The following is a 24400-nucleotide window of genomic DNA, read 5'->3' on the forward strand; positions in this document are numbered from 1 at the left end:
GGCGGGGACAGGCCTTCCCGCGGACGGTACGCGGTCGGCAGTGCCCGATAGTGTTCAGCATGGTCGACGGTCGTGGAGGTCCGGTTCCGATGGCGAAGAACATCCAGTCGCTGGAGCGGGCGGCGGCGATGCTGCGGCTGCTCGCGGGCGGCGAGCGCCGGCTCGGTCTGTCCGAGATCGCCGCGGCGGCCGGTCTGGCCAAGGGCACGGCCCACGGCATCCTGCGCACCCTCCAGGCGGAGGGCTTCGTCGAGCAGGACCCCGCGTCCGGCCGCTATCAGCTCGGGGCCGAACTGCTGCGGCTCGGGAACAGCTATCTGGACATCCACGAGCTGCGGGCCCGCGCGCTGGTCTGGACGGACGATCTGGCCCGGTCCAGCGGGGAGAGCGTGCATCTCGGGGTCGTGCACCAGCGGGGCGTGCTGATCGTCCACCATGTCTTCCGCCCGGACGACAGCCGGCAGGTGCTGGAGGTCGGCGCCATGCAGCCGCTGCACTCCACCGCGCTGGGCAAGGTGCTCTCCGCGTACGACCCGGTGGCGCGCGCCGAGGCGGTCGGGAACGAGCGCCCGGCCCTCACCGCGCGGACGGTCACCGCCGCGGCGGAGTTCGCGGCGGTGCTGGAGCTGACCAGGGCGCGCGGCTGGGCCGCGGACGTCGAGGAGACCTGGGAGGGCGTGGCCGCGGTGGCGGCGCCCGTCCACGACCGGCGGCGGATGCCGGTCGGCGCGATCGCCGTCACCGGCGCGGTGGAACGCCTCTGTCCCACGGGTGAGGTGCGGTCGGAGCTGGTCGCGGCGGTCCGCGCGTGTGCCCGCGCGGTCTCCAGGGAGATCGGCGCCGGGCGGTTCTGAACCGGAGGGCGGATCATCGGTGAGGAGCGGGTTCCGGCTGCCGCCCCCGTCCCGGGACGTTGCCTCGGGGGCTTTTCGCCGTCTGCCGGTCGGCATTGCCGAACGGCTGTCGGAGTGAAGCGTTAGGGTGTGACTGCGCCATACGGGACGGGCGCACCGGACGGCGGCGGGTACCCCACCTCCTGGGGCTCCACGCGGGCACCCTCTCCCTTCGCAGACGAGCAGGAGCAGACACCGTGAGCGACGCGACCACCACCGGCACCTCCCGCGGCACCGGGCCGTTCATCGCGGCCATCGACCAGGGCACCACATCGAGCCGCTGCATCGTCTTCGACCGGGACGGCCGCATCGTCGCCGTCGACCAGAAGGAGCACGAGCAGATCTTCCCGAGGCCGGGGTGGGTGGAGCACGACGCGACCGAGATCTGGACCAATGTCCAGGAGGTCGTGGCGCGCGCGATCGAGAAGGCGGGCATCACCTCCGCCGATGTGAAGGCGATCGGTATCACCAACCAGCGTGAGACCACCGTGCTCTGGGACAGGAACACCGGCCGGCCCGTCCACAACGCCATCGTCTGGCAGGACACCCGCACCGACGCGCTCTGCCGTGAGCTGGGGCGCAATGTCGGCCAGGACCGGTTCCGCCGTGAGACGGGCCTGCCGCTCTCCAGCTATTTCGCCGGTCCGAAGGCGCGCTGGCTGCTGGACAACGTCGAGGGACTGCGCGAGCGGGCGGAGCGCGGCGAGATCCACTTCGGCACCATGGACTCCTGGGTCATCTGGAATCTGACCGGCGGGGTCCACGGCGGCACCCATGTCACGGACGTCACCAACGCCTCGCGCACGATGCTGATGAACCTCCGCACGCTGGAGTGGGATCCCAAGATCCTCGCCTCGATGGGGGTGCCGGCCGCGGTCCTGCCGAAGATCCGCTCCTCGTCCGAGGTGTACGGCACGGCCAAGGGCGGGGTCCTGGACGGCGTCCCGGTCGCCTCCGCGCTCGGTGACCAGCAGGCGGCGCTCTTCGGCCAGACCTGTTTCGCCGAGGGGGAGGCCAAGTCGACCTACGGCACCGGCACCTTCATGCTGATGAACACCGCAGGGAAGCCGGTGAACTCCTACAGCGGTCTGCTGACGACCGTCGGCTACCGCATCGGTGACGAGCCCGCGGTGTACGCGCTGGAGGGCGCCATCGCCGTCACCGGGTCGCTGGTGCAGTGGATGCGCGACCAGATGGGGCTGATCAAGTCGGCGGCGGAGATCGAGACCCTGGCGTCCTCGGTCGACGACAACGGCGGCGCGTACTTCGTCCCCGCCTTCTCGGGGCTCTTCGCACCGCACTGGCGCTCCGACGCGCGCGGTGTGATCGCCGGACTGACCGGCTATGTCACCAAGGCGCACATCGCCCGCGCGGTCCTGGAGGCCACGGCCTGGCAGACCCGCGAGATCAGCGACGCCATGGCCAAGGACTCCGGGGTGGAACTGGCCTCGCTGAAGGTCGACGGCGGGATGACCGCCAACAATCTGCTGATGCAGACGCTCTCCGACGTACTGGACGCCCCGGTGGTGCGTCCGTTGGTCGCGGAGACCACCTGTCTCGGCGCCGCCTACGCCGCGGGGCTGGCCGTGGGCTTCTGGCCGGACACCGACGCGCTGCGCGCCAACTGGCGCCGGGCCGCCGAGTGGACCCCGCGGATGGACAGCGCGACCCGCGACCGCGAGTACCGGAACTGGCTCAAGGCCGTCGACCGCACCATGGGCTGGCTCGACAACAGCGACACCAGCAACACCAGCAACGGCTGAGCGCCGGCCGCCGAGGACGGCCGCACGGGCCGGACGAGCAGCGCGCCCGTGCGGCCGTCGGAAAAGGACTGGAGCAACGAATGAGCGACCCGCAGCATGTCCCCGCCCTGGGCACCCATCCGGCGGGCGGTTCCCTGCCGAGCCGGGCGCAGACCCGGGACACCCTGTCCAGGGCGGCGTACGACCTCCTGGTGATAGGCGGCGGCATTCTCGGCATATCCACCGCCTGGCACGCCTCCCAGTCGGGACTGCGGGTGGCCCTGGTGGACGGCGGCGACTTCGCCGGCGCCACCTCCTCCGCCTCCTCCAAGCTGCTCCACGGCGGTCTGCGCTATCTCCAGACCGGCGCCGTGCGGCTGGTGGCGGAGAACCACTTCGAGCGGCGCGCGCTCTCCCGCGACGTGGCACCGCATCTCGCCCGTCCGCTCACCTTCTATCTGCCGGTCTACCGAGGCGGGCCGCACGGCGCCGCCAAGCTCGGCGCGGGCGTCTTCGCCTATTCCGCGCTCTCCGCCTTCGGCGACGGCGTCGGCCATGTGATCAGCCCCGCCAAGGCCCGCCGGGCGGTGCCCGAGCTGCGTACGGACGGGCTCAAGGCCGTGGCCGTGTACGGCGACGACCAGATGAACGACGCGCGGATGGCGCTGATGACGGTCCGCGCGGCGGTCGAGTCCGGGGCCACCGTGCTCAACCACGCGGAGGTCACCGGGCTGCGCTTCACCGGGGACCGGGTGACGGGCGCGGAGCTGCGGGACCGTACGGACGGTACGGAGTTCGGCGTCGACGCGCGGCTGGTCCTCAACGCCACCGGCCCCTGGGTCGACCATCTGCGCCGGATGGAGGACCCGCGGGCGGCCCCGTCCATCCGGCTCTCCAAGGGCGCGCATCTCGTCCTGCGGCGCACCGCGCCCTGGAGGGCCGCGCTCGCCACGCCCATCGACAAGTACCGGATCACCTTCGCCCTCCCCTGGGAGGACATGCTGCTGCTCGGTACGACGGACGAGGCGTACGAGGGCGATCCCGGCGCGGTCGGGGTCAACGAGAAGGACGTCCGCCAGATCCTGGACGAGGCCGCGCTCTCGGTCCGCGACCAGCAGCTCTCCCCTGATCTGATCACCTACTCCTTCGCGGGGCTGCGGGTGCTGCCCGGCGGCCCCGGGGACACCTCCCGGGCCAGGCGCGAGACGGTCGTGACCGAGGGCCGCGGCGGCATGCTGTCGGTGGCCGGCGGCAAGTGGACGACCTTCCGGCACATCGGCCGTACGGTGCTGGCCAAGCTGGAGTCGCTGCCGGGGCATCCGCTCGGCCAGGGCATGGAACCGCTCGCGGCCCTGCCGAAGAAACTGCCCCTGCCGGGCATCGCCAGCCCGAACGCGGTGACCCACCGGCTGCTCGTCGACGGCGGCGGTACGGGCCCCTCCATGGCGCCGGACACCGCCCGCCATCTCGCCACCCACTACGGCTCGCTCGCCTTCGACATCGTCCGGCTGGCGAACGAGCGCCCGGAGCTGGGCGAGCGGATCCATCCGGACGCGCCGGAGATCTGGGCCCAGGTCGTCCACGCCCGGGACCACGAGTGGGCCGAGACAGCGGACGACGTGCTGCGCCGCCGTACGACCCTGACGATCCGCGGTCTGGACACCGAGGACATCCGCACCCGGGTCGAGGAGCTGCTCGCCAAGCGGGACTGAGCCCGGCGCCACGGGCACAGACGTCCGACCCGGCCCGAGGGGACGTATGTACGAACAGAGGGGCGCTCCTTGTCCCGGAGCGCCCCTCTTCGCGCGTCCTCGACGCATAATGGGAGCCGATACATCGGATGTATGGAGGTCGCCATGGCAGTCACCGACGAGGCCATCGAGAAGATCAAGGGGATGATCGTCTCCGGTGCGCTGCGCCCGGGAGACCGCCTCCCGAAGGAGAGCGAACTCGCCGCCGATCTGGGGCTGTCGCGCAACTCGCTGCGCGAGGCGGTGCGCGCGCTGTCGCTCATCCGGATCCTCGACGTACGGCAGGGCGACGGCACGTATGTCACCAGCCTCGATCCCCAACTGCTGCTGGAGGCCCTCAGCTTCGTGGTGGACTTCCACCGGGACGACACGGTGCTGGAGTTCCTCGCCGTACGCCGCATCCTGGAGCCGGCCGCCACGGCCATGGCGAGCGCGCGGATAACGGAAGCCGAACTGGACGTGCTGGACGCCCAGTTGAACGCGCTCGGGGAGTGGCCCTCGGTGGAGCAGCTCGTCGCGGCCGATCTGGAGTTCCACCGAGGAATCGTGCAGTCGTCGGGCAACTCGGTGCTCTGCTCGCTGCTGGACGGGCTCTCGGGGCCCACCACCCGGGCGAGGATCTGGCGCGGGCTGACCCAGGAGGACGCCGTCAGCCGTACCCTCCACGAGCACCGGGCGATCCTGGACGCGCTCAGGGACCGGGACGCGGAAGCGGCCCGGTCCTGGGCGACCGTGCATATCGCGAGCGTCGAGATGTGGCTGCGCTCGACGCTGTGACGCGCCCGGCCCCGCGGGACGCCCGGCCCCGCGGGACGCCCCGCCGCGCGGCGCAGTCGCGGGCGCCGGTGACGGCGCCGCGCGGCCCGCGCGGGTGGCGCGGGCCGGCGGCGCCCGCCGTCAGTCCTGCTTCTCGCCGCTCGCGAAGCGGGAGATGACCAGCGCGACGATGATGATCGCGCCGTTGAGGAACTGGTTCCAGAGCGCGGGCACACCCCCGAGCGTCATCACATTGACCACGAGCTGAAGGGTCAGCACACCGGTCAGCGCGCCGAAGAGCGTGCCGCGCCCGCCCTTGAGGCTGATACCGCCGATGACGGCCGCGGCGAACACCTGGAAGATCCAGCCGTTGCCCTGGGTGGCCGCGACGGACCCGTAGTGGCCGGTGTAGAGGATGCCCGCGAAGGCCGCGAGCAGCCCGCCGATGGCCAGCACGATCCAGGTGACCCGGTCCACCCGGATACCGGCCGCGCGGGCCGCCTCCGGGTTGCCGCCGATGGCGTACAGCGACCGTCCGTGCCGCAGCCAGGCGAGTGCCGCGCCGCCGATCGCGAAGAGCGCCAGACAGATCCAGACGGCCGCCGGGGCGCCCAGCCAGTCGGTCTTGCCCAGGTACCGGAAGGACTCCGGGACATCGGTGATCGACTTGCCCTCGGTGATGCCGATGTGGAGGCCGCGCAGCATGGTGAGCATGCCGAGGGTGGCGATGAAGCCGTTCACCCGCAGCTTGAGCATCAGGAAGCCGTTGATCGCCCCGATGGCCATGCCGACCAGCAGACAGGCCGGGATGGCCATCCAGACCGGCAGCAGATCGAGCCCGGCGAACCGGCCGCCCTCCGAGGGCAGCACCAGCCACATGGCGACGACCGGCGCGATACCGATCGTCGACTCCAGCGACAGGTCCATCCGGCCGGCGATCAGGATCAGCGCCTGGCCGAGGACCAGCAGGCTCAGCTCCGAGGACTGCTGGACGACGCTGATCAGATTGCTGGAGGTGAGAAAGACCGGCGAGACGATGAAGCCGATCACCATCAGCACCAGGATCACCGGCACCAGCGAGAAGTCGCTCCACCGGATGAGCCGGAGCCGGCCGCCCGGACTCGCGGTCCCGGTCTTCTCCGCGACCGGGGGTCGTATGGTCTCCGTCATTCCCGCTCTCCCACACCTTCCATGGCGGCGACCAGTTCCCGGTCGGTCCACCCGCTGTCGAACGACGCCACCACCCGCCCGTGGAACAGGGCGAGCACCCGGTCGCACACCCGCAGATCGTCCAGCTCGTCCGAGATGATCACGGCCGCGCTGCCCTCGTCCGCCACCCGGCGCACCACGCCGAGCAGCGAGTCCTTCGACTTCACATCGACACCGGCGGTGGGCCGCAGGGCGACCAGCGCGCTCGGGCCGCGCGCCAGGGCGCGGGCGACGACGACCTTCTGCTGATTACCGCCGGACAGCCCCGAGACGGGCTGTTCCGGGCCCTGGGTCTTGATGTCCAGCGACTCGATCATTCCCCGGGCGAACTCCCGGGTACGCGAGGGCAGTACGGTCCCCCACGGGCCGAGCTGGTCGGTGACCGTGAGCGTGGCGTTCTCGGCGACGCTGCGGTCCAGGACGAGCCCCTGACGGTGCCGGTCCTCCGGGATGTAGCCGATCCCCGCGTCCAGGGCGTCCGGGACGCTGCCGGGCCTGACCGTCCGGCCGCGCACGGCGATCCGGCCCGAGGTCGCCGCCCGCATCCCCACCAGCGTCTCGCCGAGCGCCGTGTTGCCGCTGGCCGCGGCCCCGGCCAGACCGAGCACCTCACCCGGCCGCACGGTGAGATCGAGCGGCTCGAACTCGCCCTCCAGGGCGAGCCCCTCGGTCTCCAGTACGGGCGCGGCCCCGGCGTCCGGCGCGCTCGCGTGCGCGGCGTGCCAGGCGACGGCCGTGCCCGCCGACTCCCCCGTCATCGCCGACACCAGATCCGTCTTCGACAGCTCCGCCACCGGTGCGGTCAGCACATGGCGGGCGTCGCGGTAGACGGTGACGGCGGTGCACAGTTCGTACACCTCCTGGAGATGGTGGGAGATGAAGAGGAACGCCACTCCCTGTTCCCGCAGTTCGCGGAGTTTGTCGAAGAGCCGCTGGATGCCCCGGGCGTCGAGCTGCGCCGTGGGCTCGTCGAGAATGATCAGCCGGGCGCCGAAGGACAGCGCCCGCGCGATCTCGACGAACTGCCGCTGCTCGACCGGGAGGTCCTTGGCGCGGGCGTTCGGGTCGACATCGACCCCGTACTCCGCGAGCAGATCGCGGGCCCGCGCCCGCAGTCCGCGCCAGCTGATGAACCGGCCGCCGGGTCCGGCGCCGGTCCGGTCCAGACCGTAGTGGTTGAGGAACAGATTCTCGGCGACGGTCAGATCGGGGACGACCATCGACTTCTGGTACACACAGGCGACCTTGGACTGCCAGGCCGTGGTGTCGCCGAAGGCGGGCGCGGGCTCCCCGCCGAAGCTCACCTCGCCCGCGTCCGGCCTGTGCAGCCCGGTGATCACACTCACCAGGGTGGACTTGCCCGCGCCGTTGCGTCCCACGAGGGCGTGGGACTCGCCGGGCCGCACGGTGAGCCGGACCCCGTCGAGCGCCACGGTGGGACCGAAGCGCTTGACGATGCCCTCCGCGTGTACCGCAGCGGGCGCTTCCTGCCGCAAGGAGTCCATCGCTAGCTCTTCTTCTCCAGCTGGTTCGCCCACAGCTTCGGGTCGTCCACGTTCTCCTTGGTGACCAGCGGCGCGGGGAGCTGGTCCTCGAAGCCGTTGGGAATCTTGATGATCGTGGAGTCGTGGTCGGTCGGCCCCTCCTTGGGGGTCACCCCGGCGAGCGCCTGCTTGGCCCAGTACAGCGCGTAGTTGGCGTACAGGTCGGCCGGCTGGGAGACCGTGGCGTCGATCTTCCCCTCCCGGATGGCGTCCAGTTCCTCGGGGATGCCGTCGTTGGAGATGATCGTGATGTGCCCCGGTGTGCCGGGCGCCTTGAGCAGCTTCTTCTGCTCCAGCAGGGCCAGTGTGGGCTGGAGGAAGACACCGCCGGCCTGCATGTAGATGCCGTTGATGTCGGGGTGGGCGGCCAGGGTCGACTGGAGCTTGGCCGAGGCGACGTCACCCTTCCACTCGGTGGCCAGCTCGAAGACCCGGATACCGGGGAACTTCTCGTCCATACAGGACTTGAACGCCTCCGAGCGGTCACGGCCGTTGATGGAGGAGAGGTCGCCCTGGAACTCGACGACCTTGCCCTTGCCCTTGAGCTGTTCGCCCAGGTACTGGCAGGCCTTCTCGCCGTACGCGCGGTTGTCGGCCCGTACGACCATGTAGACGTCGCCCTTGTCCGGGCGGGTGTCCACGCTGATGACGGGGATCTTCTTGTCGCTCAGCGTCTGGAGCGTCTCGGCTATCGCGCCGGTGTCCTGCGGCGCCATGATGACGGCCTTGGCGCCCTGGTCGGTGAAGACCTGGACATTGGAGACGAGCTTGCCGATGTCGTTCTGCGAGTTGGTCAGGGAGAGCGCGTCGACCTCACCGGCGTCGACGCCCTTCTCGATGTACTGCTGGTACGAGTTCCAGAAGTCGCTGTCGCTGCGCGGCAGGTCGATACCGACCTTGCCACCGCCCGCGGCGTCGCTGCCCTGTTCACGGTTGCAGCCGGCCAGGGCCGCGACGGCCAGGAGTACGGCGCAGGCCGAGGCGCCCGTGGTGCGGAGCCGCCCCAGGGGAATTCTGTGCGAAGCGGAGCGTCCCGTGCTGTGTCGCTGCATGATGTCCATCCTGTTGGTGAAGTGCGGCTCAGTTGACGGGGCGCAGGCGCAGTCCCTGCATTCCGCCGTCGACCGCGAGCGCCGTCCCCGTGACGGCCGCCGCGGCGGGGCTGGCGAGATAGGCGACGGCGGCGGCGACCTCGGCCGCGGCGACCAGCCGTCCCGTGGGCTGGCGGGCTTCGAGGGCGGCGCGTTCGGCCTCGGGGTCCGCGGCCTGGTCGAGCAGCCTGCCGACCCAGGGGGTGTCCGCGGTACCGGGGTTGACGCAGTTGACCCGGATGCCCTCGCGGACATGGTCGGCCGCCATGGCCAGGGTCAGCGACAGGACGGCGCCCTTGCTGGCGCTGTAGAGCGCGCGCTGGGGCAGTCCCGCGGTGGCGGCGATGGAGCAGGTCTGGGTGATCGAGACGGCGCCGGGCCGTTCGGGGGCCGAGCGGCGCAGATGCGGCAGGGCGTGGCGGGCGGTGCGGACCATGCCGAGGACATTGATGTCCAGGACCCGCCGCCACTCGTCGTCGGGGTTGTCCGCGACCGTTCCGACGGCGCCGAGACCCGCGTTGGAGACCACCGTGTGCAGCCCGCCGAACTCCGCGGCCGCGGTGTCCACCGCGACCCGTACCGCCGCGTCGTCGGTGACGTCCGCCGTGAGCGCCAGCGTCCCCTTGGGCGCGCCCGCGCAGTCACGGTCCAGTACGGCGACCTGGGCGCCGCGCTCCAGCAGCAGCGTGGCGATGGCCGCGCCGATGCCGGAGGCACCGCCCGTGACCAGGGCGCCGAGCCCCTCGAAGTCCCGTGGGTCCGTCATCGGTTGCTCTCCTCGGCGGTGCGGCGGGCCTGCCAGACGGGCCCTTCCGGATAGCTGTGCGCGGCGATCGACTGGGGGAGCATCCGGGCGGAGAAGCCCGGTGCGCCCGGCGTGGCGTACCGTCCCGCGGTGATCACCACGGGGTCGGCGAAGTGCTCGTGGAGATGGTCGACGTACTCGATGACCCGGTCCTCCCAGCTCCCGGAGACGGCGACGTAGTCGAACATCGAGAGATGCTGCACGAGTTCGCAGAGTCCGACCCCGCCCGCGTGCGGGCAGACGGGCCGGCCGTACTTGGCGGCGAGCAGCAGGATCGCCACGTTCTCGTTGACGCCGGCGACCCGGGCCGCGTCGATCTGAACGTAGTCGACGGCCTCGGCCTGGAGAAGCTGCTTGAACATCACGCGGTTGGCGACATGTTCACCGGTGGCCACCTTGACCGGCTGGCCGGCGCGCACGGCGGCGTGGCCGAGGATGTCGTCGGGGCTGGTCGGCTCCTCGATCCAGTGCGGTTCGTACGGCGCGAGGGCCGACATCCAGCGCACCGCCTCGGCGACGTCCCAGCGCTGGTTGGCGTCGACAGCGATCCGGATGTCGGGCCCGACGGCGGCGCGGGCCAGTTTCATCCGCCGGATGTCGTCCTCCAGATCGCCGCCGACCTTCAGCTTGATCTGCTCGAACCCGTCGGCGACGGCCTGCTTGGCGAGCGTGACGAGCTTGCTGTCGGAGTAGCCGAGCCAGCCGGGCGAGGTGGTGTACGCGGGGTAGCCCTCGGCGCGCAGCCGGGCCGCCCGCTCCGCCCGGCCCGGCTCGGCGGCGCGCAGGATGGCCAGCGCCTCGTCCGGGGTGAGGGCGTCGCTCAGATAGCGGAAGTCGACCAGCGAGACGAGTTCCTCGGGCGTCATGTCCGAGAGGAACTCCCAGACGGGCTTGCCCGCTGCCTTGGCCGCCAGGTCCCAGGCCGCGTTGACGACGGCGCCCGCCGCCATATGCATGACACCCTTCTCCGGGCCGAGCCAGCGGAGCTGGGAGTCATGGGTCAGTTCGAAGTAGAGAGCGGCGAGGTCGGCCGCCGTGTGCGGGGCCGGTCTGCCGAGCACATACGGACGCAGCGCCTCGATGGCGGTCGCGGTGACCTCGTTGCCGCGCCCGATCGTGAAGCAGAACCCATGGCCCTCCGCGCCGCTGTCCGTACGCAGCACCACATAGGCGGCCGAGTAGTCGGGATCCGGGTTCATGGCGTCGGAGCCGTCGAGCTGTTCCGAGGTGGGAAAACGGATGTCGTGAACCTCGAACCCCGAGACGGTCTGACTCATGCACGCTCCCTGAGAAGAACATCGGACCTCTAGTGGTCATCCGATGTATAGCGCCGTCGAACCTCGATAGTCCAGGGTCGGAACGAAAATTACGATGACAGCTCGGATGAATCTTCCGGGAGAAGCGTCAGCTCTCGGGCCTATGCCCCCGTACGCGGAAGTTCACCCGGGCGTGCACGGGGCTGCGGGCGGGCACGGGGAAAGCCGTAAGGTTGGTCCGTACGAAAGGGAACTTCGGAAGGAGGCACTGGGTGATCGAGCTCGAGGGGGTTCCCGAGCTGATCGACCCGGTCATGGTGGCCGCGTTCGAGGGCTGGAACGACGCGGGCGACGCAGCCTCCACAGCGGTCGCGCATCTCGACCGGGAGTGGAAGGGCGAGGTGTTCGCGGCGCTCGACGCCGAGGACTACTACGACTTCCAGGTCAACCGGCCCACGGTCTACCTGGACGGCGGCGTACGGAAGATCACCTGGCCGACCACCCGGCTCTCCGTGGTGCGGGTCGGCGGCGAGAAACCCCGTGACCTGGTGCTGGTCCGCGGGATCGAGCCGTCCATGCGCTGGCGCTCATTCTGCAACGAGCTGCTGGGCTTCGCCCATGAGCTGGGTGTGGAGATGGTGGTCATCCTGGGCGCGCTGCTGGGCGACACCCCGCACACCCGGCCGGTGCCGGTCAGCGGGGTCACCTCGGACACGGACCTGGCCAGGACGATGGATCTGGAGGAGACCCGGTACGAGGGACCGACCGGCATCGTCGGCATCCTCCAGGAGGCCTGCACCCACGCGGGCGTTCCCGCCGTGAGCCTGTGGGCCGCGGTGCCGCACTATGTGTCGCAGCCGCCCAACCCGAAGGCGACACTGGCGCTGCTGAACCGGCTGGAGGATCTGATCGGTCTGCGGATCCCGCTGGGCGAACTGGCCGAGGACGCGCGGGCCTGGCAGCTCGGTGTGGACCAACTGGCCGCCGAGGACAGCGAGGTGGCGGAGTACGTCCAGTCGCTGGAGGAGGCGCGGGACACCGCGGAGCTTCCCGAGGCGTCCGGCGAGGCCATCGCCCGCGAGTTCGAACGGTATCTGCGGCGCCGTGACGGCGGTCCCGGGCAGACGCCGGGCGGCCATGCCACCGAGAGCGGCGAGGGGTCCTCCTATCTGCGGGACGCCTCGGGCGGGCGCGGCCGGCCGCAGCGGCCGCAGCGCGGCGGCGGCGAGCCGGGCAAGGACACCGAGCAGGGCCCGGGTTCCGGGCAGGCTCCGGGGTCCGGGCAGGGTCCCTCCCGGGGACCGGACCAGGCGCCGGACGACGAGGACGATTCCTCCGAGGACTGAGCCTCCGCCCGGCGAAAGCACGGAGAGAGACAGAGAAGGACAGAGAGAAGCGGGGGGGCGCCCGGGGCGGCCCCCCCCCCCCCCCCGGGCCCGGGCCCCCCCCGGGCCCAACCCACACCGCGCCCCCGCCGCCCCCCCCCCCGGCCCCCGCCCCCCCCCCCGCCCCCGCCCCCCCCGCCCCCCTCTCGGCGCCCCGGGGGGGGGGCGGGCGCCCCCCCCCCCCCCCCCCCCCGCTCCCGTCGGGCCCGGGACCCGTCCGGGCCCAAGCCTCGACGGGCACCTGGGCCCCTCGTCCTGGCCCGGGACTCGTCGGGCACCTGGGCCCTCGTCCGGCCCTGGGACCCGTCCGGCCCTGGAACCTCGTCCGGCCCTGGAACCTCGTCCGGGCCTGGGACCTCGTCGGGGCCCCGGACCCCGTCGGGGCCCGGGGCCGGAGTGCCCGCCGGATGTGCCGTCCTCCAGCGCGCCCGCCCCCGTGCGACTCCCTACAGCGCGACGCCCAGCAGCGCGTCGACCGCGCGGGACACCACCCCGGTCGCCCCCTCGTCCGTACCGCCCGTGGACTCCTGGAGCGCCGCCCAGCGGTCGACGGCCGCCAGGGCCGCGGGCGCGTCCAGATCGTCCGCCAGTGCCTCGCGGATCTCCTCGACGAGCGCCTCGGCGGGCGGTCCGTCGGGTCTCGACACCGCCGCCCGCCAGCGCGCGAGACGCTCCTCGGCGTCCTGGAGCACCTGGCCGGTCCACTCCCAGTCGGAGCGGTAGTGGTGCGCGAGCAGCGCGAGACGGATCGCCGCCGGGTCCACGCCGTCACGGCGCAGCGTCGACACGAAGACGAGATTGCCCTTGGACTTGGACATCTTCTCGCCGTCGAGGGCGACCATTCCGGCGTGCACATAGGCACGCGCGAACGGGTGCTCACCGGTCAGCGCCTGGGCGTGCGAGGCGCCCATCTCATGGTGCGGGAAGGCCAGATCGCTGCCGCCGCCCTGGACGTCGAAGCCCATGCCGAGATGGTCGAGGGCGATGGCCACACACTCGATGTGCCAGCCGGGCCTGCCACGGCCGAGGCTGCCCCCGTCCCAGCTCGGCTCGCCGGGACGGGCGGCCAGCCAGAGGATCGGGTCGAGGGGGTTCTTCTTGCCCGGCCGGTCGGGGTCGCCGCCGCGCTCGGCCGAAAGCAGCCGCATGGCCTCGCCGTCGAGCCGGGAGACCTCGCCGAAGTGCGGGTCGGCCGCCACCGAGAAGTAGACGTCGCCCTCCAGTTCGTAGGCGGCCCCCATGTCACGCAGCCGCTCCACCAGCGGCACGATGCCCGGTATGGCCTCGACGGCGCCGATGTAGTGCTGGGGCGGCAGCATCCGCAGGGCGGTCATGTCCTCCCGGAAGAGGGCCGTCTCGCGCTCCGCGAGGCCGACCCAGTCCTCCCCGTCACGCCGTGCCCGCTCCAGCAGCGGATCGTCGACATCCGTCACGTTCTGGACGTAGTGAACCTGCCGCTTCGTGTCGAGCCACACGCGCTGAACGAGGTCGAACGCGTTGTAGGTCGCCGCGTGACCCATATGGGTCGCGTCGTACGGCGTGATTCCGCAGACGTAGATACGGGCGACGGGACCGGGCTCGAGGGTGACTCGGCCATGGGTCGAGGTGTCGTGAATCCTGAGGTCGCGGCCACTGCCAGGCAGGGCGGGGACCTCGGAAGCGGGCCAGGCATACATGCCATGAGCGTAACCGGGTGGATGTTCCGCATACGAACCGGATGGGTGGCCCTGGCCGGTTGGGCACTCTTGCGCCCCGGGCCGGAAAGTGCATGTCGCGTCTGGCCGGTACCCGCCCCGGCGCGGATGGCTCCCCGCCCGGCCCCTGCCCTCGTCGGTCCCCCCGCCTACACCCCTGCCTACACCCCCGCCCGCACCGCCGCCTACACCGGAGGCCAGGGGATGGCGGGCCACTGGCCCGAGGGCTCCGGATGACGGCCCGTGCGGCGCAGTTCGCGGACCCGGGCCCGTAGGGCCTCGGTCTCGGCCGGGGTGATGAGTTCGGCCAGCCGGGTGGCGAGGGGCGCCGACTCCGCCAGGGCGTCCTCCAGACGCGCGAGCACATCGAGCGCCTCCGGGGTCAGGGCGTCACCGGCCCAGCCCCACAGCAGCGTGCGCAGCTTGTCGTCGGCGTGGAAGGTGACACCGTGGTCGATGGCGTAGAGCCGCCCCTCGGGCGCGGGCAGCAGATGACCGCCCTTGCGGTCACCGTTGTTGATGACCGCGTCGAGCACCGCGAGCCGCCGCAGCCGCTCGTCGTCGGCGTGCACCAGCAGCGCCGTACGCCCCTCGCCCACCTCGGCGAGGCCGACCGCCTTCCAGCCGTCGCCCGCCTCCTCGTCCTCGACCAGGGCCAGCAGCGGCCGCGCCGCGTCCTCGGCCTCCGGCTCGATCCAGAGCTGGCACATGCCCTGTCCGTGCGGGCCGTCCCGCAGCACGGTCGGCGGCACCAGGGACCAGCCGGTCGCCTCGGAGACCTCGTACGCCGCCACCTCGCGCTGGGCCAGCGTCCCGTCGGGGAAGTCCCACAGGGGCCGCTCCCCCGCGACGGGCTTGTACACACAGTGGGCTTCCATGCCCTCGTACGAGACGGAGCAGTACAGCACCGCGTTGGACGCGTCACGGATCCGCCCGCGCACGGTCAGTTCGCCCTTGGTCAGCAGATCTACCACGGTCACGCTCCGCGGCGGTATCCGTTCTGGCGCGGGCATACATGTCCTTCCGGATCGAGCGGCAGGCTGCACAGCGGACACGGTGGCCGGCCGGCGTTGACCACGTCCAGGGCGCGCTTGGCGAAGGCCCTGGCCTGGGCGCCGGAGAGCCGGACGCGGAGCATCGGGGGACCGTTCTCCTCGTCCTGGAGCAGCCGCTCCTCGGCCTCGGCGAGGTCCTCGTCGGTGTCGGCGTCCAGCTCGACGAGCGCCTGCGCCTCGACGATCATGCGCTGCTCGTCACCGTCCCAGGCCAGCGCCATGGTGCCGACCCGGAACTCCTCCTCGACCGGGGCGTCCAGCGGGGCGGAGTCGGAGATGTCGGGGGGCGCCATGGCCGGTACCGGGGCGTTGCCCCCGGTGCGGCGTACGACCTCGTCGAGCAGTTCGTCGATCCGCTCGGCGAGCGCGGCCACCTGGGTCTTCTCCAGGGCCACGCTGGTCACGCGCCCCGCGGCGGAAGCCTGGAGGAAGAACGTACGGCGTCCAGGCAGCCCGACCGTGCCGGCCACGAAGCGGTCCGGCGGATCGTAGAGGTACACCTGACGGGACACGTCCTGTCTCCCTTGGAAATCGACCGGCACTGACAAACAGTGACGGATACGGACGGACATCGCAGCGGGCGGAACCGGAGGCCGCGTACGGCCCCCCGGATCGCGCGGACGGCGCGTCCACCCTACTGCGCGGAGCGATCACGGTGCTCCCGCTCCGCCTCCCACGACCCCGCTGCCGCCGCCGGTGCTCTCGCGCGGGGCCAGCCCCCCGAGGTCCCCGGTGTCACCGAGCCGGGTCAGGAACGGGCGCAGACGCGTGTAGCGGATCGTCGTCACCGAGCACGGGTCCACATGGATCCGCTGGAAGAGATCCAGGTGCATGCCCAGGGCGTCCGCCACGATCGCCTTGATGATGTCCCCGTGGGAGCACATCAGGAAGACGGCGTCCTCGCCGTGCTCCTCCTCGACCCGCGCGTTCCACTCCCGTACGGCCTCCACGGCGCGCGTCCGCATGGCGCGCATCGACTCGCCGCCGGGGAACGCCGCGGCGGAGGGGTGCTGCTGGACGACCGTCATCAGCGGCTCGTCGGCCAGCTCGGCGAGCTTGCGGCCCGACCAGTCGCCGTAGTGGCACTCGCCGATCCGGTCGTCGGTCCGCGCCTCCAGCTCCGGCCGGGCGTCGAGCAGCGGCTGGAGGGTCTCGCGGCAGCGCTGGAGGGGGCTGGTGACGACGGTGGCGAGCGGCACGCCCGCCAGCCGTCCCGGCAGCGCGGCGGCCTGCGCGGCGCCGCGCTCGTCGAGGGCGACCCCCGGCGTCCAGCCGGCGAGCACCCCCGCGGTGTTGGCGGTGGACCGTCCATGACGTACGAGGATCAACGTGGCCATGCCCGTCAGGGTATGCCGCGTATGCCGCGCGGGGCCGCCCGGGGCCCGGCGGGGTGAGCCGGGGGCCCCCGGGGGGTGCGGCCGGGCACATGAGCGGGAAGAATGCCCGCCGTGATCGTGGACTGTGCCATCTACCGCGACGGACGCCGCACCGACGGCCCCGCCGATTTCTCCGATGCCCTCGACGAGGCGCGCTCCCGGGGCGACGTCTTCCTCTGGCTCGGGCTGCACGATCCGACGGAGCACGAGTTCGACCTCGTACGCGACGAGTTCGGGCTGCATCCGCTGGCCGTGGAGGACGCGCTCCACGCGCATCAGCGGCCCAAGCTGGAGGTCTACGACGACTCGCTGTTCATGGTCCTCAAGCCCGTGGAGTACGAGCCGCAGGGCGACACCGTCTCCACCGGCGAGCTGATGGTCTTCATGGGCGACTCCTTCGTGGTGACGGTCCGCCACGGCAGCGGCTCCGCGCTCACGGCCGTACGGCAGCGGCTCGAAGCGGAGCCCGAGGTGCTCAAACACGGTCCCACCGCGGTGCTCTACGCGGTCAGCGACGCGGTCGTGGACCACTACATCGAGGTCGCCGTGGAGCTTCAGGTCGATCTGGAGGAGCTGGAGGCGGACGTCTTCGCGCCGAGCGGGGGCGACGGCGCGCCGGGCTCGTCGCGGGCCTCGGTGTCCGCGACGTCGACCGCGGCGCGGATCTACAACTTCAAGCGGCAGGTGCTGGAGTTCCGCCGCGCCAGTGGGCCGCTGGCGGCGCCGATGGCCCGGCTGGCGAGCGCGGGGGTGCCGTTCGTCCATGACCGTTCGCGGCCGTTCTTCCGGGATGTCAACGACCATCTCCTGCGCGCCAACGAGCAGGTGGAGGCGCTGGACCGGCTGCTGTCGGACATCCTGTCGGCGCATCTCGCGCAGATGGGGGTGCGGCAGAACGACGACATGCGGAAGATCTCGGCGTGGGCGGCCATGGCCGCGGTGCCCACGCTGGTCGCGGGGATCTACGGCATGAACTTCGACCACATGCCGGAGCTGCACTATGTGTGGGGCTATCCCGCTGTGATCGGGTTCATGGCGGTCGTGGTCCTCGGACTGCACCGCCAGTTCAAACGCCGGGGCTGGCTCTGAGAAGCCGGGGCCGTGGTCCGGGGCTGTGGTCCGGGGCCGCGTGGTCCGGGGCCGTGGTCCGGGGCCGTTCAGGCCGCCGTCCAGGGCCCGGAAGGCCTGGGTCAGAAGGCAGGGGCCAGAAGGTCGGGGCCCGGAAGCCGGGGTCTAGAAGGCCGGGGCCGTGGTCGCGGGGCCGCCGAGGGCGTTACGGCGCTCGGGCATCCTGAGGCGGACCATCCGGCGCCAGCCGAGGAGCCGCTCGTGCGCGTACACCGCGTGGATCCCCGCGGCGAGCACCGCGGCCTTGGGCGCGGGCCAGTCGAGGAGCCGGCCCATCCGTGCCATCACGGCGAGACTCACCTGCCGGTAGACCTCGATCTCCGCCAGCGCGCACTCCCGCAGGATCCGGTGGATGGTGCGGGAGTGCCCCTCCCGCGCCAGCCTGAGCAGTTCCTCGTGGCAGTAGGCGAGATGGTTGTCCTCGTCATCACTGATCATCTTGACGGCCCTGCCGACCTCGGGGTGGCCGCCGAAGTACTTGACCAGCATCACCATCTGGTCGGCGGCGCGCTGTTCGGTGATCCGGCTGTGCGCGAGATAGATGACGATGTCCGCCTCGGTGAGCTGCTCGTCGCGGCGCAGCTTGACATGCGTGAGCCCGATGCCCCGGCGCTCCAGCAGCATGGTGTAGTCGGTCTCGCGCGGCACCTCGACCGGTTCGAGGCCGCGTCGTTTCAGGAGGGCGTGGAAGATGCGCCCGTGCTTGTCCTCGTCGGCTCCGTGCCGGGCGATCTTCGGGGCGAGATCCCGCATGGACTCGGGCACCAGGGCGGCGATCCGGCCGTTCTCCCACCCTCCCTGGGCCTCTCCGCTGGCCGCGATGGAACAGAAGAGCCGGAAGGAACGGTCGTCGTCCAGGATTTCCTGGAACAGGCTTCGGGCCGAGAGCATCACTGTCACCTCCATACAGACATCCGCAGAAAACGAGTCAAATGGGGTGCGGGACAACAGGCAACAGGTGTGCCGTTCGGCTGAGCCGAAAGAAGGAGCGCTCCGGCGGGTCCCGCGCGTAACCGAGCGGGCCCGGAGGCGTTGTCGTACATGACGGCCGTGGCGGGGAAGACCCCCCGAGCCCCCACCACGGCCGCGGACTTTTCCGTGCGCGTTCCCGGCCGCCCGTATCGCCCGTCCGGGCCAACGGACCGGGGCCCGGAGCAGGTCGGCACCTGTAAGGGGCCGGTGGGACCCGGTGAGGACCGCCGGGACCCGGCCGGGCGCCGTCTAGGACACCAGCCCCGCGTGCTCCAGCGCCTCCGTGCCGGCGCGCAGGGCGGCGACGCGCTCGTCGAGGGTGAAGCCGGCCGGGGCGAGGGTCAGCGTGGTGACACCGGCGGCGGCGTAGGCCCGCATCCCGTCCGCGATCCGCTCCACCGGGCCGAGCAGGGTGGTGGAGTCGATCAGCGTGTGCGGCACGGCCGCCGCCGCGCCCTCCTTGTCGCCGGCGAGGTACTTGTCCTGGATCTCCGCGGCCTCCTTCTCGTAGCCCATGCGGCAGGCGAGCTGGTTGTAGAAGTTCTGCCTGCGGCTGCCCATGCCGCCCACGTACAGCGCGGTGTACGGGCGGAAGGTGTCGGCCAGGGCGCCGATGTCGTCACCGACCGCGAGCGGCACGGTGGGGCAGACGTCGAAGCCGTCCATGGTCAGTCCCGCCTTCTCGCGGCCCGCCCGCAGATGGCTGATCGCGGTGTCCTCCAGGTGCGCGGCGGAGGGGAAGATCAGCAGCGCGCCGTCGGCGATCTCACCGGTCTGCTCCAGGTTCTTGGGGCCGATCGCGGCGATGTAGAGGGGGATGTGCTCACGCTCCGGGTGCACGGTGAGCTTCAGCGGCTTGCCGGGGCCGCCGGGCAGCGGCAGCGTCCAGTGGTCGCCCTCGTACGAGAGCCGCTCACGGGACATGGCCCTGCGGACGATCTCGACATACTCCCGGGTGCGGGCGAGCGGCTTGTCGAACTTGACGCCGTACCAGCCCTCGGAGACCTGGGGGCCCGAGACTCCGAGGCCGAGCCGGAACCGGCCACCGGAGAGGGAGTCGAGGGTGGCCGCGGTCATGGCGGTCATCGCGGGCTGGCGGGCGGGGATCTGGAGGATCGCGGAGCCGACGTCGATGCTCTCGGTCTGCGCGGCGACCCAGCTCAGTACGGTCGGGGCGTCCGAGCCGTACGCCTCGGCGGCCCAGCAGACGTCGTAGCCGAGCCGGTCGGCCTCCTGCGCGACCGCGAGGTTGTCGCTGTCCATCCCCGCGCCCCAGTACCCGAGGTTGATGCCGAGCCGCATGGCCACTCCCTACTACTGATGAGTAACGTCCGTGTGCCGGGACTCTAGCGCGCCGTACGGGCTTCCGTCAGCGGCGGGTTGTCCACAGGCTCTCTCCGCGTGGGGCCCTGGCCAGTAATCTCAGCAGCCATGGAGCAGAGGCATCTCGGCCGTACCGGCCTGCGTGTGTCCCGGATCGGGCTCGGCACCCTGACCTGGGGGCGGGACACCGACGAGCACGACGCCGCCGATCAGTTGAAGGCCTTCTGGGAGGCGGGCGGGACGCTCGTCGACACAGCCGATGTGTACGGCGGAGGGGAGTCCGAATATCTGCTCGGGCAGTTGATCGAACGGCTGGTGCCGCGCCGCGATCTGATCGTCGCGACGAAGGCCGGCAGCGTCCCCGATCCGTACCGGCGTTTCGACGGATCGCGCGGGCATCTGCTCGCCGCGCTCGACGCGTCCCTGGAGCGGCTGGGAACGGACTATGTGGATCTGTGGCAGATACACGCCTTCGACACGGAGACACCGCTGGAGGAGACGCTCCACGCCCTGGACATCGCGGTGAGCAGCGGTCGCGCCCGGTACGCGGGAGTGTCCAACTACTGCGGCTGGCAGCTCGCCAAGGCCGCCACCTGGCAGCTTGCCGCACCCGGGATACGGACCCGGCTGGCCAGCACCCAGATGGAATACTCCCTGCTCCAGCGCGGTGTGGAGCGTGAGGTGCTGCCCGCCGCGCTGGACCTGGGCGTCGGACTGCTGCCCTCGTCCCCGCTCGGGCGCGGGGTGCTCACCGGCAAGTACCGGCACACCACCCCGCCGGACTCCCGGGGTGCGTCGGAGCAGATGGCACCGTTCGTCGAGCCGTATCTGGACGAGGCGGCGAGCCGGATCGTGGACGCGGTCGCGACGGCCGCCGACGGGCTCGCCACGACACCGCTGGAGGTGGCGCTGGCCTGGGTCAGGGACCGCCCCGGAGTGGTGGCCCCGATCATCGGCGCACGCACCGTGCAGCAGCTCACGGCGGCACTGTCAGTGGAGAGCCTTAGTCTTCCTGACGAGATCTGCCAGGCGCTCGACGATGTGTCGGCGCCCGTGCACCGCTATCCCGACCAGGACTGGAGCACGCTGTGAGTACGGACCGCGACACCGCTGCCACGGAGGAGGCCGAGCCCATGGCCGACACGGGTGAGCACCCCGCGGCCCCGGCGGCGCCAGGCCCCGACACCGCCGCGGCCGGTACGGAGCCGGAGACCGAAACGGAGACGGAGGCGCCCGAGGCCGTCACGGAGTCCCCCGGCGGGCCGGCCGGGGCCGAGGAGGCCCCGGCCGGGACCGACGGCACGGCCGAGCCGGACGACGCGTCCCGCGATGTGTCCGACGGCGCGTCCGGGGAAGCCGGTGGCACGGCCGAGGACGGCAAGGACGCCGGAGACGCCGGGGACGGCGCCGAGGTGTCGGAGGCCGCGGCCGAGCTGGCGGCGCAGCGGGAGCTGCGGGAGCGCATCGAGCGGCGGAAGGCGGAGAAGGACGGGCCCATCGCCGCGGGCACCAAGCTGAGCGGGCAGGCCGCCGATCTGCTCGCCGCCGTACGGGCCGTGGAGAGCGGGGCCACGGTGGACCCGGCCCTGCTGCGCACTCCCGCGCCCGTACGCACGCCCACGGCGGCGCCCGCCGCTCCCTCCCCCGCGCCGGCGTCCGCGCCCCCGGCCGGGCCGCGCGGGGCCGCGCCGGGGACCGTGTCCGGCGTGCGGGCCGTCCTCACGGAGGGCGGCGCACCGGAGTCCCTCGCCGAGCAGGCCGCGGCCGTGCTCGGGGAGCGGGCGGCGGACACGCTGCGGGAGGACCCGTGGCAGCTCCTCGCCGTGTCCGGGGTGCGGCCCGAGCAGGCCGACGGTTTCGCGCGGGCGCTGCTGGGGGCGGCCTGCGGCCCCGGGGACGAGCGCCGGGCCGCCGCGCTGGTCGGCTGGCTGCTGGAGCGGGCCGCGCTGCGGGGCCACACCGCGCTGGAGGCGTCGTCGGTGCGCCGCGCGCTGGCCGAGCACGCGGTGCCCGATCCCGACGAGGCCATGGAGCACGCCATCGCCGGGGGCGGTGTGCTGGTCTTCCAGGACGGCCTCGAAGAGGGCCTGGAGGGCGCGGAGGACGAGGGTACGGAGAGCGGCGCGGGAGAGGCCGAGGGCGCCCAGGGACCCGCGCGGCAGACCGGAGCGGTGGCCGACGCGGCGCCGGTGCCGGTCCTGCTCGGGCTGGACCGCTACGCCCTCGCGGAGGAGAGCCTCGCCGACGGACTGGCGCGGCTGGTCAAGACGGCCGCCGACGCCTCCTGGGAAGAGGCCGCGACGGCGGCCCCCACTCCCTCGGGCGCCGAGCTGATCCGCGCGGCCGCCGGGCACGGGCTGGTCCTGCACACGGGCGGTGAGGCGGCGCGCGCCGAGCCGGCCGCGCTGGCCGAGGCCGCCCGCGCGCTCGGAGTGCGCGCCGTCGTCGCGGTCCACAGTGAGAACGGCCGCGCCAGGCTGGGCGCGGAGGCGGTCACCGTGGCCGGGCTGCTGGCCGGCGCGGAGGGCCCGGGGCGGGACGGGGACGGCCGGTTCGCCCTCGATCTCCTGGTGGTGCTGGACGCGCCGCAGCTCGATGTGGAGACGGCCGCGCTGCTGGTCGAGTCCCTGCCGGACGGCGCCCGGCTGGTGCTCAGCGGGGATCCCGGGGTGCTGTGGTCGGCGGGCGCGGGCTGCGTCTTCGCCGATCTGCTGGCCGCCCGGGTGTGCCCGCGGATCGCCTCCCGTGTCCCCGACCCGGGACCCGTCGGGGAGCTGGTCTCCGGGATCGGTGCCGGCGAGCTGAACCAGGTGGCGGCACCCGGCAGGGAAGTGGTGATCGTCCCGGTGCGGGACGCGGGAGAGGCGGTGCACCGCACGGTGCAGTTGGTCGCCGAGTCGGTGCCCCGCGCCTTCGGGACGGCCGCCGGGGAGACCCAGGTGATCACCGTGGGCCATGGCGGGGCGGCGGGCACCCGCGCGCTCAACGCGGCGCTCAAACAGCGGCTCAACCCCGGCCCCGGCCGGTTCGGCGGCTTCGACCCGGGAGACAGGATCGCGTACGTACCCTCACCGGGCAGGACGCTCCAGGGCGCCGTGGTCGCCGCGGACCAGGAGGGGCTGCGTCTCGACTGCGAGGGCGGGGAGGTCACCGTCCCCCGGGAGCAGGTCGAGTCGGCCGTGCGCCACGGCTGGGCGCTCACCGCGCACCAGGCGGCGGGAATGCGCTGGCCCGCGGCGGTCGTGGTCCTCCCGGGCGACGCCGCCCCGGGGCTGAGCCGCCCCTGGGTCTATACGGCCTTCGGCCGGGGCGACCGGCATCTCTCCGTGGTCCACGGGGTGGACCAGGCCCTGCCGCACGCGGTGGCCGCGATCCCCTCCCAGCAGCGCACCACCCGGCTCCGCCCCCTGATCGAGGGCCTGCTGACCCCGGCCGCACCGCACGCGTAGGCCCGGCCACCGCGGGCGGAGGGCCCGGCGGGACGGTTCGCCGGTGGGAGGGTTCGCCGGCCGGCGGGGCCGTCATCCGGGGGGAGCGTCTGGGCTTCGCTGGCGCCTGGCCTTGCGGGCGGTCCGGCTTTGCGGGCGGTCCGGCTTTGCGGGCGGTCCGGCGCCGGGCGCGGGGGCGCCTCGGCCTTGCGGGCGGTCCGGCGGCGGGCGCGCGCCGGACGGGCTGGATCCTCAGCCCGTCCGGTGGTGCCGGGCGGCCTGCGGTGACCCCCGGCTCCAGGGCCACCGGCCGCCGGTCAGGCGTCCTGCTCCTCCAGGTCGTCGAGATCCGCGTCGAGATCGTCCTCGTCGAAGACCGCGCTGACATCGAAGCGGCAGACCACCTGCTGCGGATCGGCCTGGTCGAAGGGGGCGCTCAGCCACTCCCCCGGTTCGGGCAGATCGTCGGCCGCCGCCACCCAGAGCGTCGAATCGCCCTCTTCGAGCCCGAATTCCTTGTGCCGGGACGCGATCTCGTCCGGTTCGTACTCACCGAAGAGCACGCCGAGGGCGGCGTGCACACTGCTGCCCACCACACCGCCGGTGATGGTGTCGCCCTCCACATCGGCGATGCGCTGTGCTTGGGCGAGCAGCCGCTGCGGTTCGACCACCGCGTAGTCACGCCGGATCAGCACGCTGAGGGCGTTCGGCTCCTCGGGGCCCTTGTAGGGCGGAAGCGAGTCGTCCGGATCCGGGATCTCGAAGGGGGTGACCTCGTCGTACCGGTTGTAGAGCCGCTCGTCGTAGACCTCGGCCGCGACGGCGAGGGCGTTGAACGCGTCGGAGACCGCCGGATCGTCCTCACCCGTGCGGTGTTCGACCGCCGCTAGGTGGCGGTCCAGGGCTACCTTGACCGCCTCGGCGGCGGCGCGTACCTCGGCAGCGGTGGGCTGCGCAGCATCAGACATAGTGCAGACGCTATCCGTACCTGG

Annotated in this window: 20 protein-coding genes; 8 read left to right on the top strand and 12 right to left on the bottom strand. The window is 72.4% G+C overall.

Going from position 1 to position 24400, the window contains the following annotated elements; genetic code table 11:
• The first annotated feature begins 89 nt into the window (after positions 1 to 89).
• The 4 genes from ACFYYH_RS19850 to ACFYYH_RS19865 all read left to right on the top strand — a co-directional run bounded on the left by ACFYYH_RS19850 (position 90) and on the right by ACFYYH_RS19865 (position 5163).
• A complete protein-coding gene (locus tag ACFYYH_RS19850; RefSeq protein ID WP_388552412.1) occupies positions 90 to 854 on the top strand; it encodes an IclR family transcriptional regulator in 765 nt (254 codons plus the stop codon).
• 236 nt (positions 855 to 1090) lie between these two features.
• Positions 1091 to 2656 (top strand): glycerol kinase GlpK, encoded by a 1566-nt coding sequence (gene glpK / locus ACFYYH_RS19855; protein ID WP_388552415.1) that lies wholly within the window; start codon positions 1091 to 1093, stop codon positions 2654 to 2656.
• 80 nt (positions 2657 to 2736) lie between these two features.
• Complete coding sequence (locus tag ACFYYH_RS19860) at positions 2737 to 4347, top strand: FAD-dependent oxidoreductase (RefSeq protein WP_388552417.1); 1611 nt, start codon at positions 2737 to 2739, stop codon at positions 4345 to 4347.
• 144 nt (positions 4348 to 4491) lie between these two features.
• On the top strand, positions 4492 to 5163 hold the full coding sequence (locus ACFYYH_RS19865; RefSeq protein ID WP_388552420.1) for a FadR/GntR family transcriptional regulator: 672 nt from the start codon (positions 4492 to 4494) through the stop codon (positions 5161 to 5163).
• Positions 5164 to 5283: 120 nt separating this feature from the next.
• On the opposite strand, the gene ACFYYH_RS19870 is transcribed toward ACFYYH_RS19865, so the two are convergent.
• Genes ACFYYH_RS19870 through ACFYYH_RS19890 form a run of 5 tightly spaced genes read right to left on the bottom strand, consistent with a single transcriptional unit; the run spans position 5284 to position 11068 of the window.
• Entirely contained in the window at positions 5284 to 6312 is a 1029-nt protein-coding gene (locus tag ACFYYH_RS19870; RefSeq protein ID WP_388552423.1) for an ABC transporter permease, read from the bottom strand.
• Positions 6309 to 7856: a sugar ABC transporter ATP-binding protein gene (locus ACFYYH_RS19875; protein WP_388552426.1), complete on the bottom strand. Its 1548-nt coding sequence runs from the start codon at positions 7854 to 7856 to the stop codon at positions 6309 to 6311. Before ACFYYH_RS19875 ends, ACFYYH_RS19870 begins: the two co-directional genes overlap by 4 nt.
• Positions 7857 to 7858: 2 nt before the next feature.
• Complete coding sequence (locus ACFYYH_RS19880) at positions 7859 to 8947, bottom strand: sugar ABC transporter substrate-binding protein (RefSeq protein WP_388552429.1); 1089 nt, start codon at positions 8945 to 8947, stop codon at positions 7859 to 7861.
• A 28-nt stretch (positions 8948 to 8975) separates the two neighbouring features.
• Positions 8976 to 9752, bottom strand: a complete 777-nt coding sequence (locus tag ACFYYH_RS19885) for an SDR family NAD(P)-dependent oxidoreductase (RefSeq protein WP_388552431.1) — start codon at positions 9750 to 9752, stop codon at positions 8976 to 8978.
• Positions 9749 to 11068: an enolase C-terminal domain-like protein gene (locus tag ACFYYH_RS19890; RefSeq protein ID WP_388552434.1), complete on the bottom strand. Its 1320-nt coding sequence runs from the start codon at positions 11066 to 11068 to the stop codon at positions 9749 to 9751. The genes ACFYYH_RS19885 and ACFYYH_RS19890 overlap by 4 nt, the downstream gene beginning before the upstream one ends.
• Before the next feature lie 251 nt (positions 11069 to 11319).
• On the opposite strand from ACFYYH_RS19890, the gene ACFYYH_RS19895 reads away from it, so the two are divergent.
• On the top strand, positions 11320 to 12393 hold the full coding sequence (locus ACFYYH_RS19895) for a PAC2 family protein (RefSeq protein WP_388552437.1): 1074 nt from the start codon (positions 11320 to 11322) through the stop codon (positions 12391 to 12393).
• A 485-nt stretch (positions 12394 to 12878) separates the two neighbouring features.
• Here ACFYYH_RS19895 and mshC read toward each other — a convergent pair whose 3' ends face one another.
• From mshC to ACFYYH_RS19915, 4 genes are all read right to left on the bottom strand, one after another.
• Positions 12879 to 14108 carry a cysteine--1-D-myo-inosityl 2-amino-2-deoxy-alpha-D-glucopyranoside ligase gene (gene mshC, locus ACFYYH_RS19900; protein ID WP_388552439.1) on the bottom strand — a complete coding sequence of 410 codons (1230 nt, stop codon included), beginning with the start codon at positions 14106 to 14108 and terminating at the stop codon, positions 12879 to 12881.
• A gap of 203 nt (positions 14109 to 14311) precedes the next feature.
• Positions 14312 to 15139: an SCO1664 family protein gene (locus ACFYYH_RS19905; protein WP_388552442.1), complete on the bottom strand. Its 828-nt coding sequence runs from the start codon at positions 15137 to 15139 to the stop codon at positions 14312 to 14314.
• Positions 15103 to 15693, bottom strand: a complete 591-nt coding sequence (locus ACFYYH_RS19910) for a DUF3090 domain-containing protein (protein WP_388552445.1) — start codon at positions 15691 to 15693, stop codon at positions 15103 to 15105. The genes ACFYYH_RS19905 and ACFYYH_RS19910 overlap by 37 nt, the downstream gene beginning before the upstream one ends.
• A 138-nt stretch (positions 15694 to 15831) precedes the next feature.
• Entirely contained in the window at positions 15832 to 16518 is a 687-nt protein-coding gene (locus ACFYYH_RS19915; protein WP_388552448.1) for a histidine phosphatase family protein, read from the bottom strand.
• 102 nt (positions 16519 to 16620) lie between these two features.
• Between ACFYYH_RS19915 and ACFYYH_RS19920 the strand changes: the two genes are divergently transcribed.
• The gene (locus ACFYYH_RS19920) at positions 16621 to 17646 is read left to right on the top strand and encodes a magnesium and cobalt transport protein CorA (protein WP_388552450.1); all 1026 of its coding nucleotides are present in this window, start codon (positions 16621 to 16623) and stop codon (positions 17644 to 17646) included.
• A 144-nt stretch (positions 17647 to 17790) separates the two neighbouring features.
• Here the strand turns inward: ACFYYH_RS19920 and ACFYYH_RS19925 are convergent, their stop codons facing one another.
• Together ACFYYH_RS19925 and ACFYYH_RS19930 are read right to left on the bottom strand one after the other, a co-directional pair.
• Positions 17791 to 18576, bottom strand: coding sequence for a ferritin-like domain-containing protein (locus ACFYYH_RS19925; RefSeq protein ID WP_388552853.1), 786 nt, complete (start codon positions 18574 to 18576; stop codon positions 17791 to 17793).
• 330 nt (positions 18577 to 18906) lie between these two features.
• Positions 18907 to 19959 (bottom strand): LLM class F420-dependent oxidoreductase, encoded by a 1053-nt coding sequence (locus tag ACFYYH_RS19930; RefSeq protein WP_388552453.1) that lies wholly within the window; start codon positions 19957 to 19959, stop codon positions 18907 to 18909.
• 129 nt (positions 19960 to 20088) lie between these two features.
• Here ACFYYH_RS19930 and ACFYYH_RS19935 point away from each other — a divergent pair, with 129 nt between their 5' ends.
• Complete coding sequence (locus tag ACFYYH_RS19935) at positions 20089 to 21072, top strand: aldo/keto reductase (protein ID WP_388552456.1); 984 nt, start codon at positions 20089 to 20091, stop codon at positions 21070 to 21072.
• A gap of 41 nt (positions 21073 to 21113) precedes the next feature.
• On the top strand, positions 21114 to 23429 hold the full coding sequence (locus ACFYYH_RS19940; RefSeq protein ID WP_388552856.1) for a helix-hairpin-helix domain-containing protein: 2316 nt from the start codon (positions 21114 to 21116) through the stop codon (positions 23427 to 23429).
• 296 nt (positions 23430 to 23725) lie between these two features.
• On the opposite strand, the gene ACFYYH_RS19945 is transcribed toward ACFYYH_RS19940, so the two are convergent.
• Positions 23726 to 24376: a hypothetical protein gene (locus ACFYYH_RS19945; RefSeq protein ID WP_388552458.1), complete on the bottom strand. Its 651-nt coding sequence runs from the start codon at positions 24374 to 24376 to the stop codon at positions 23726 to 23728.
• Positions 24377 to 24400 lie beyond the last annotated feature (24 nt).

It is taken from the genome of Streptomyces sp. NPDC002018 (assembly GCF_042890865.1).
Classification (GTDB): domain Bacteria; phylum Actinomycetota; class Actinomycetes; order Streptomycetales; family Streptomycetaceae; genus Streptomyces.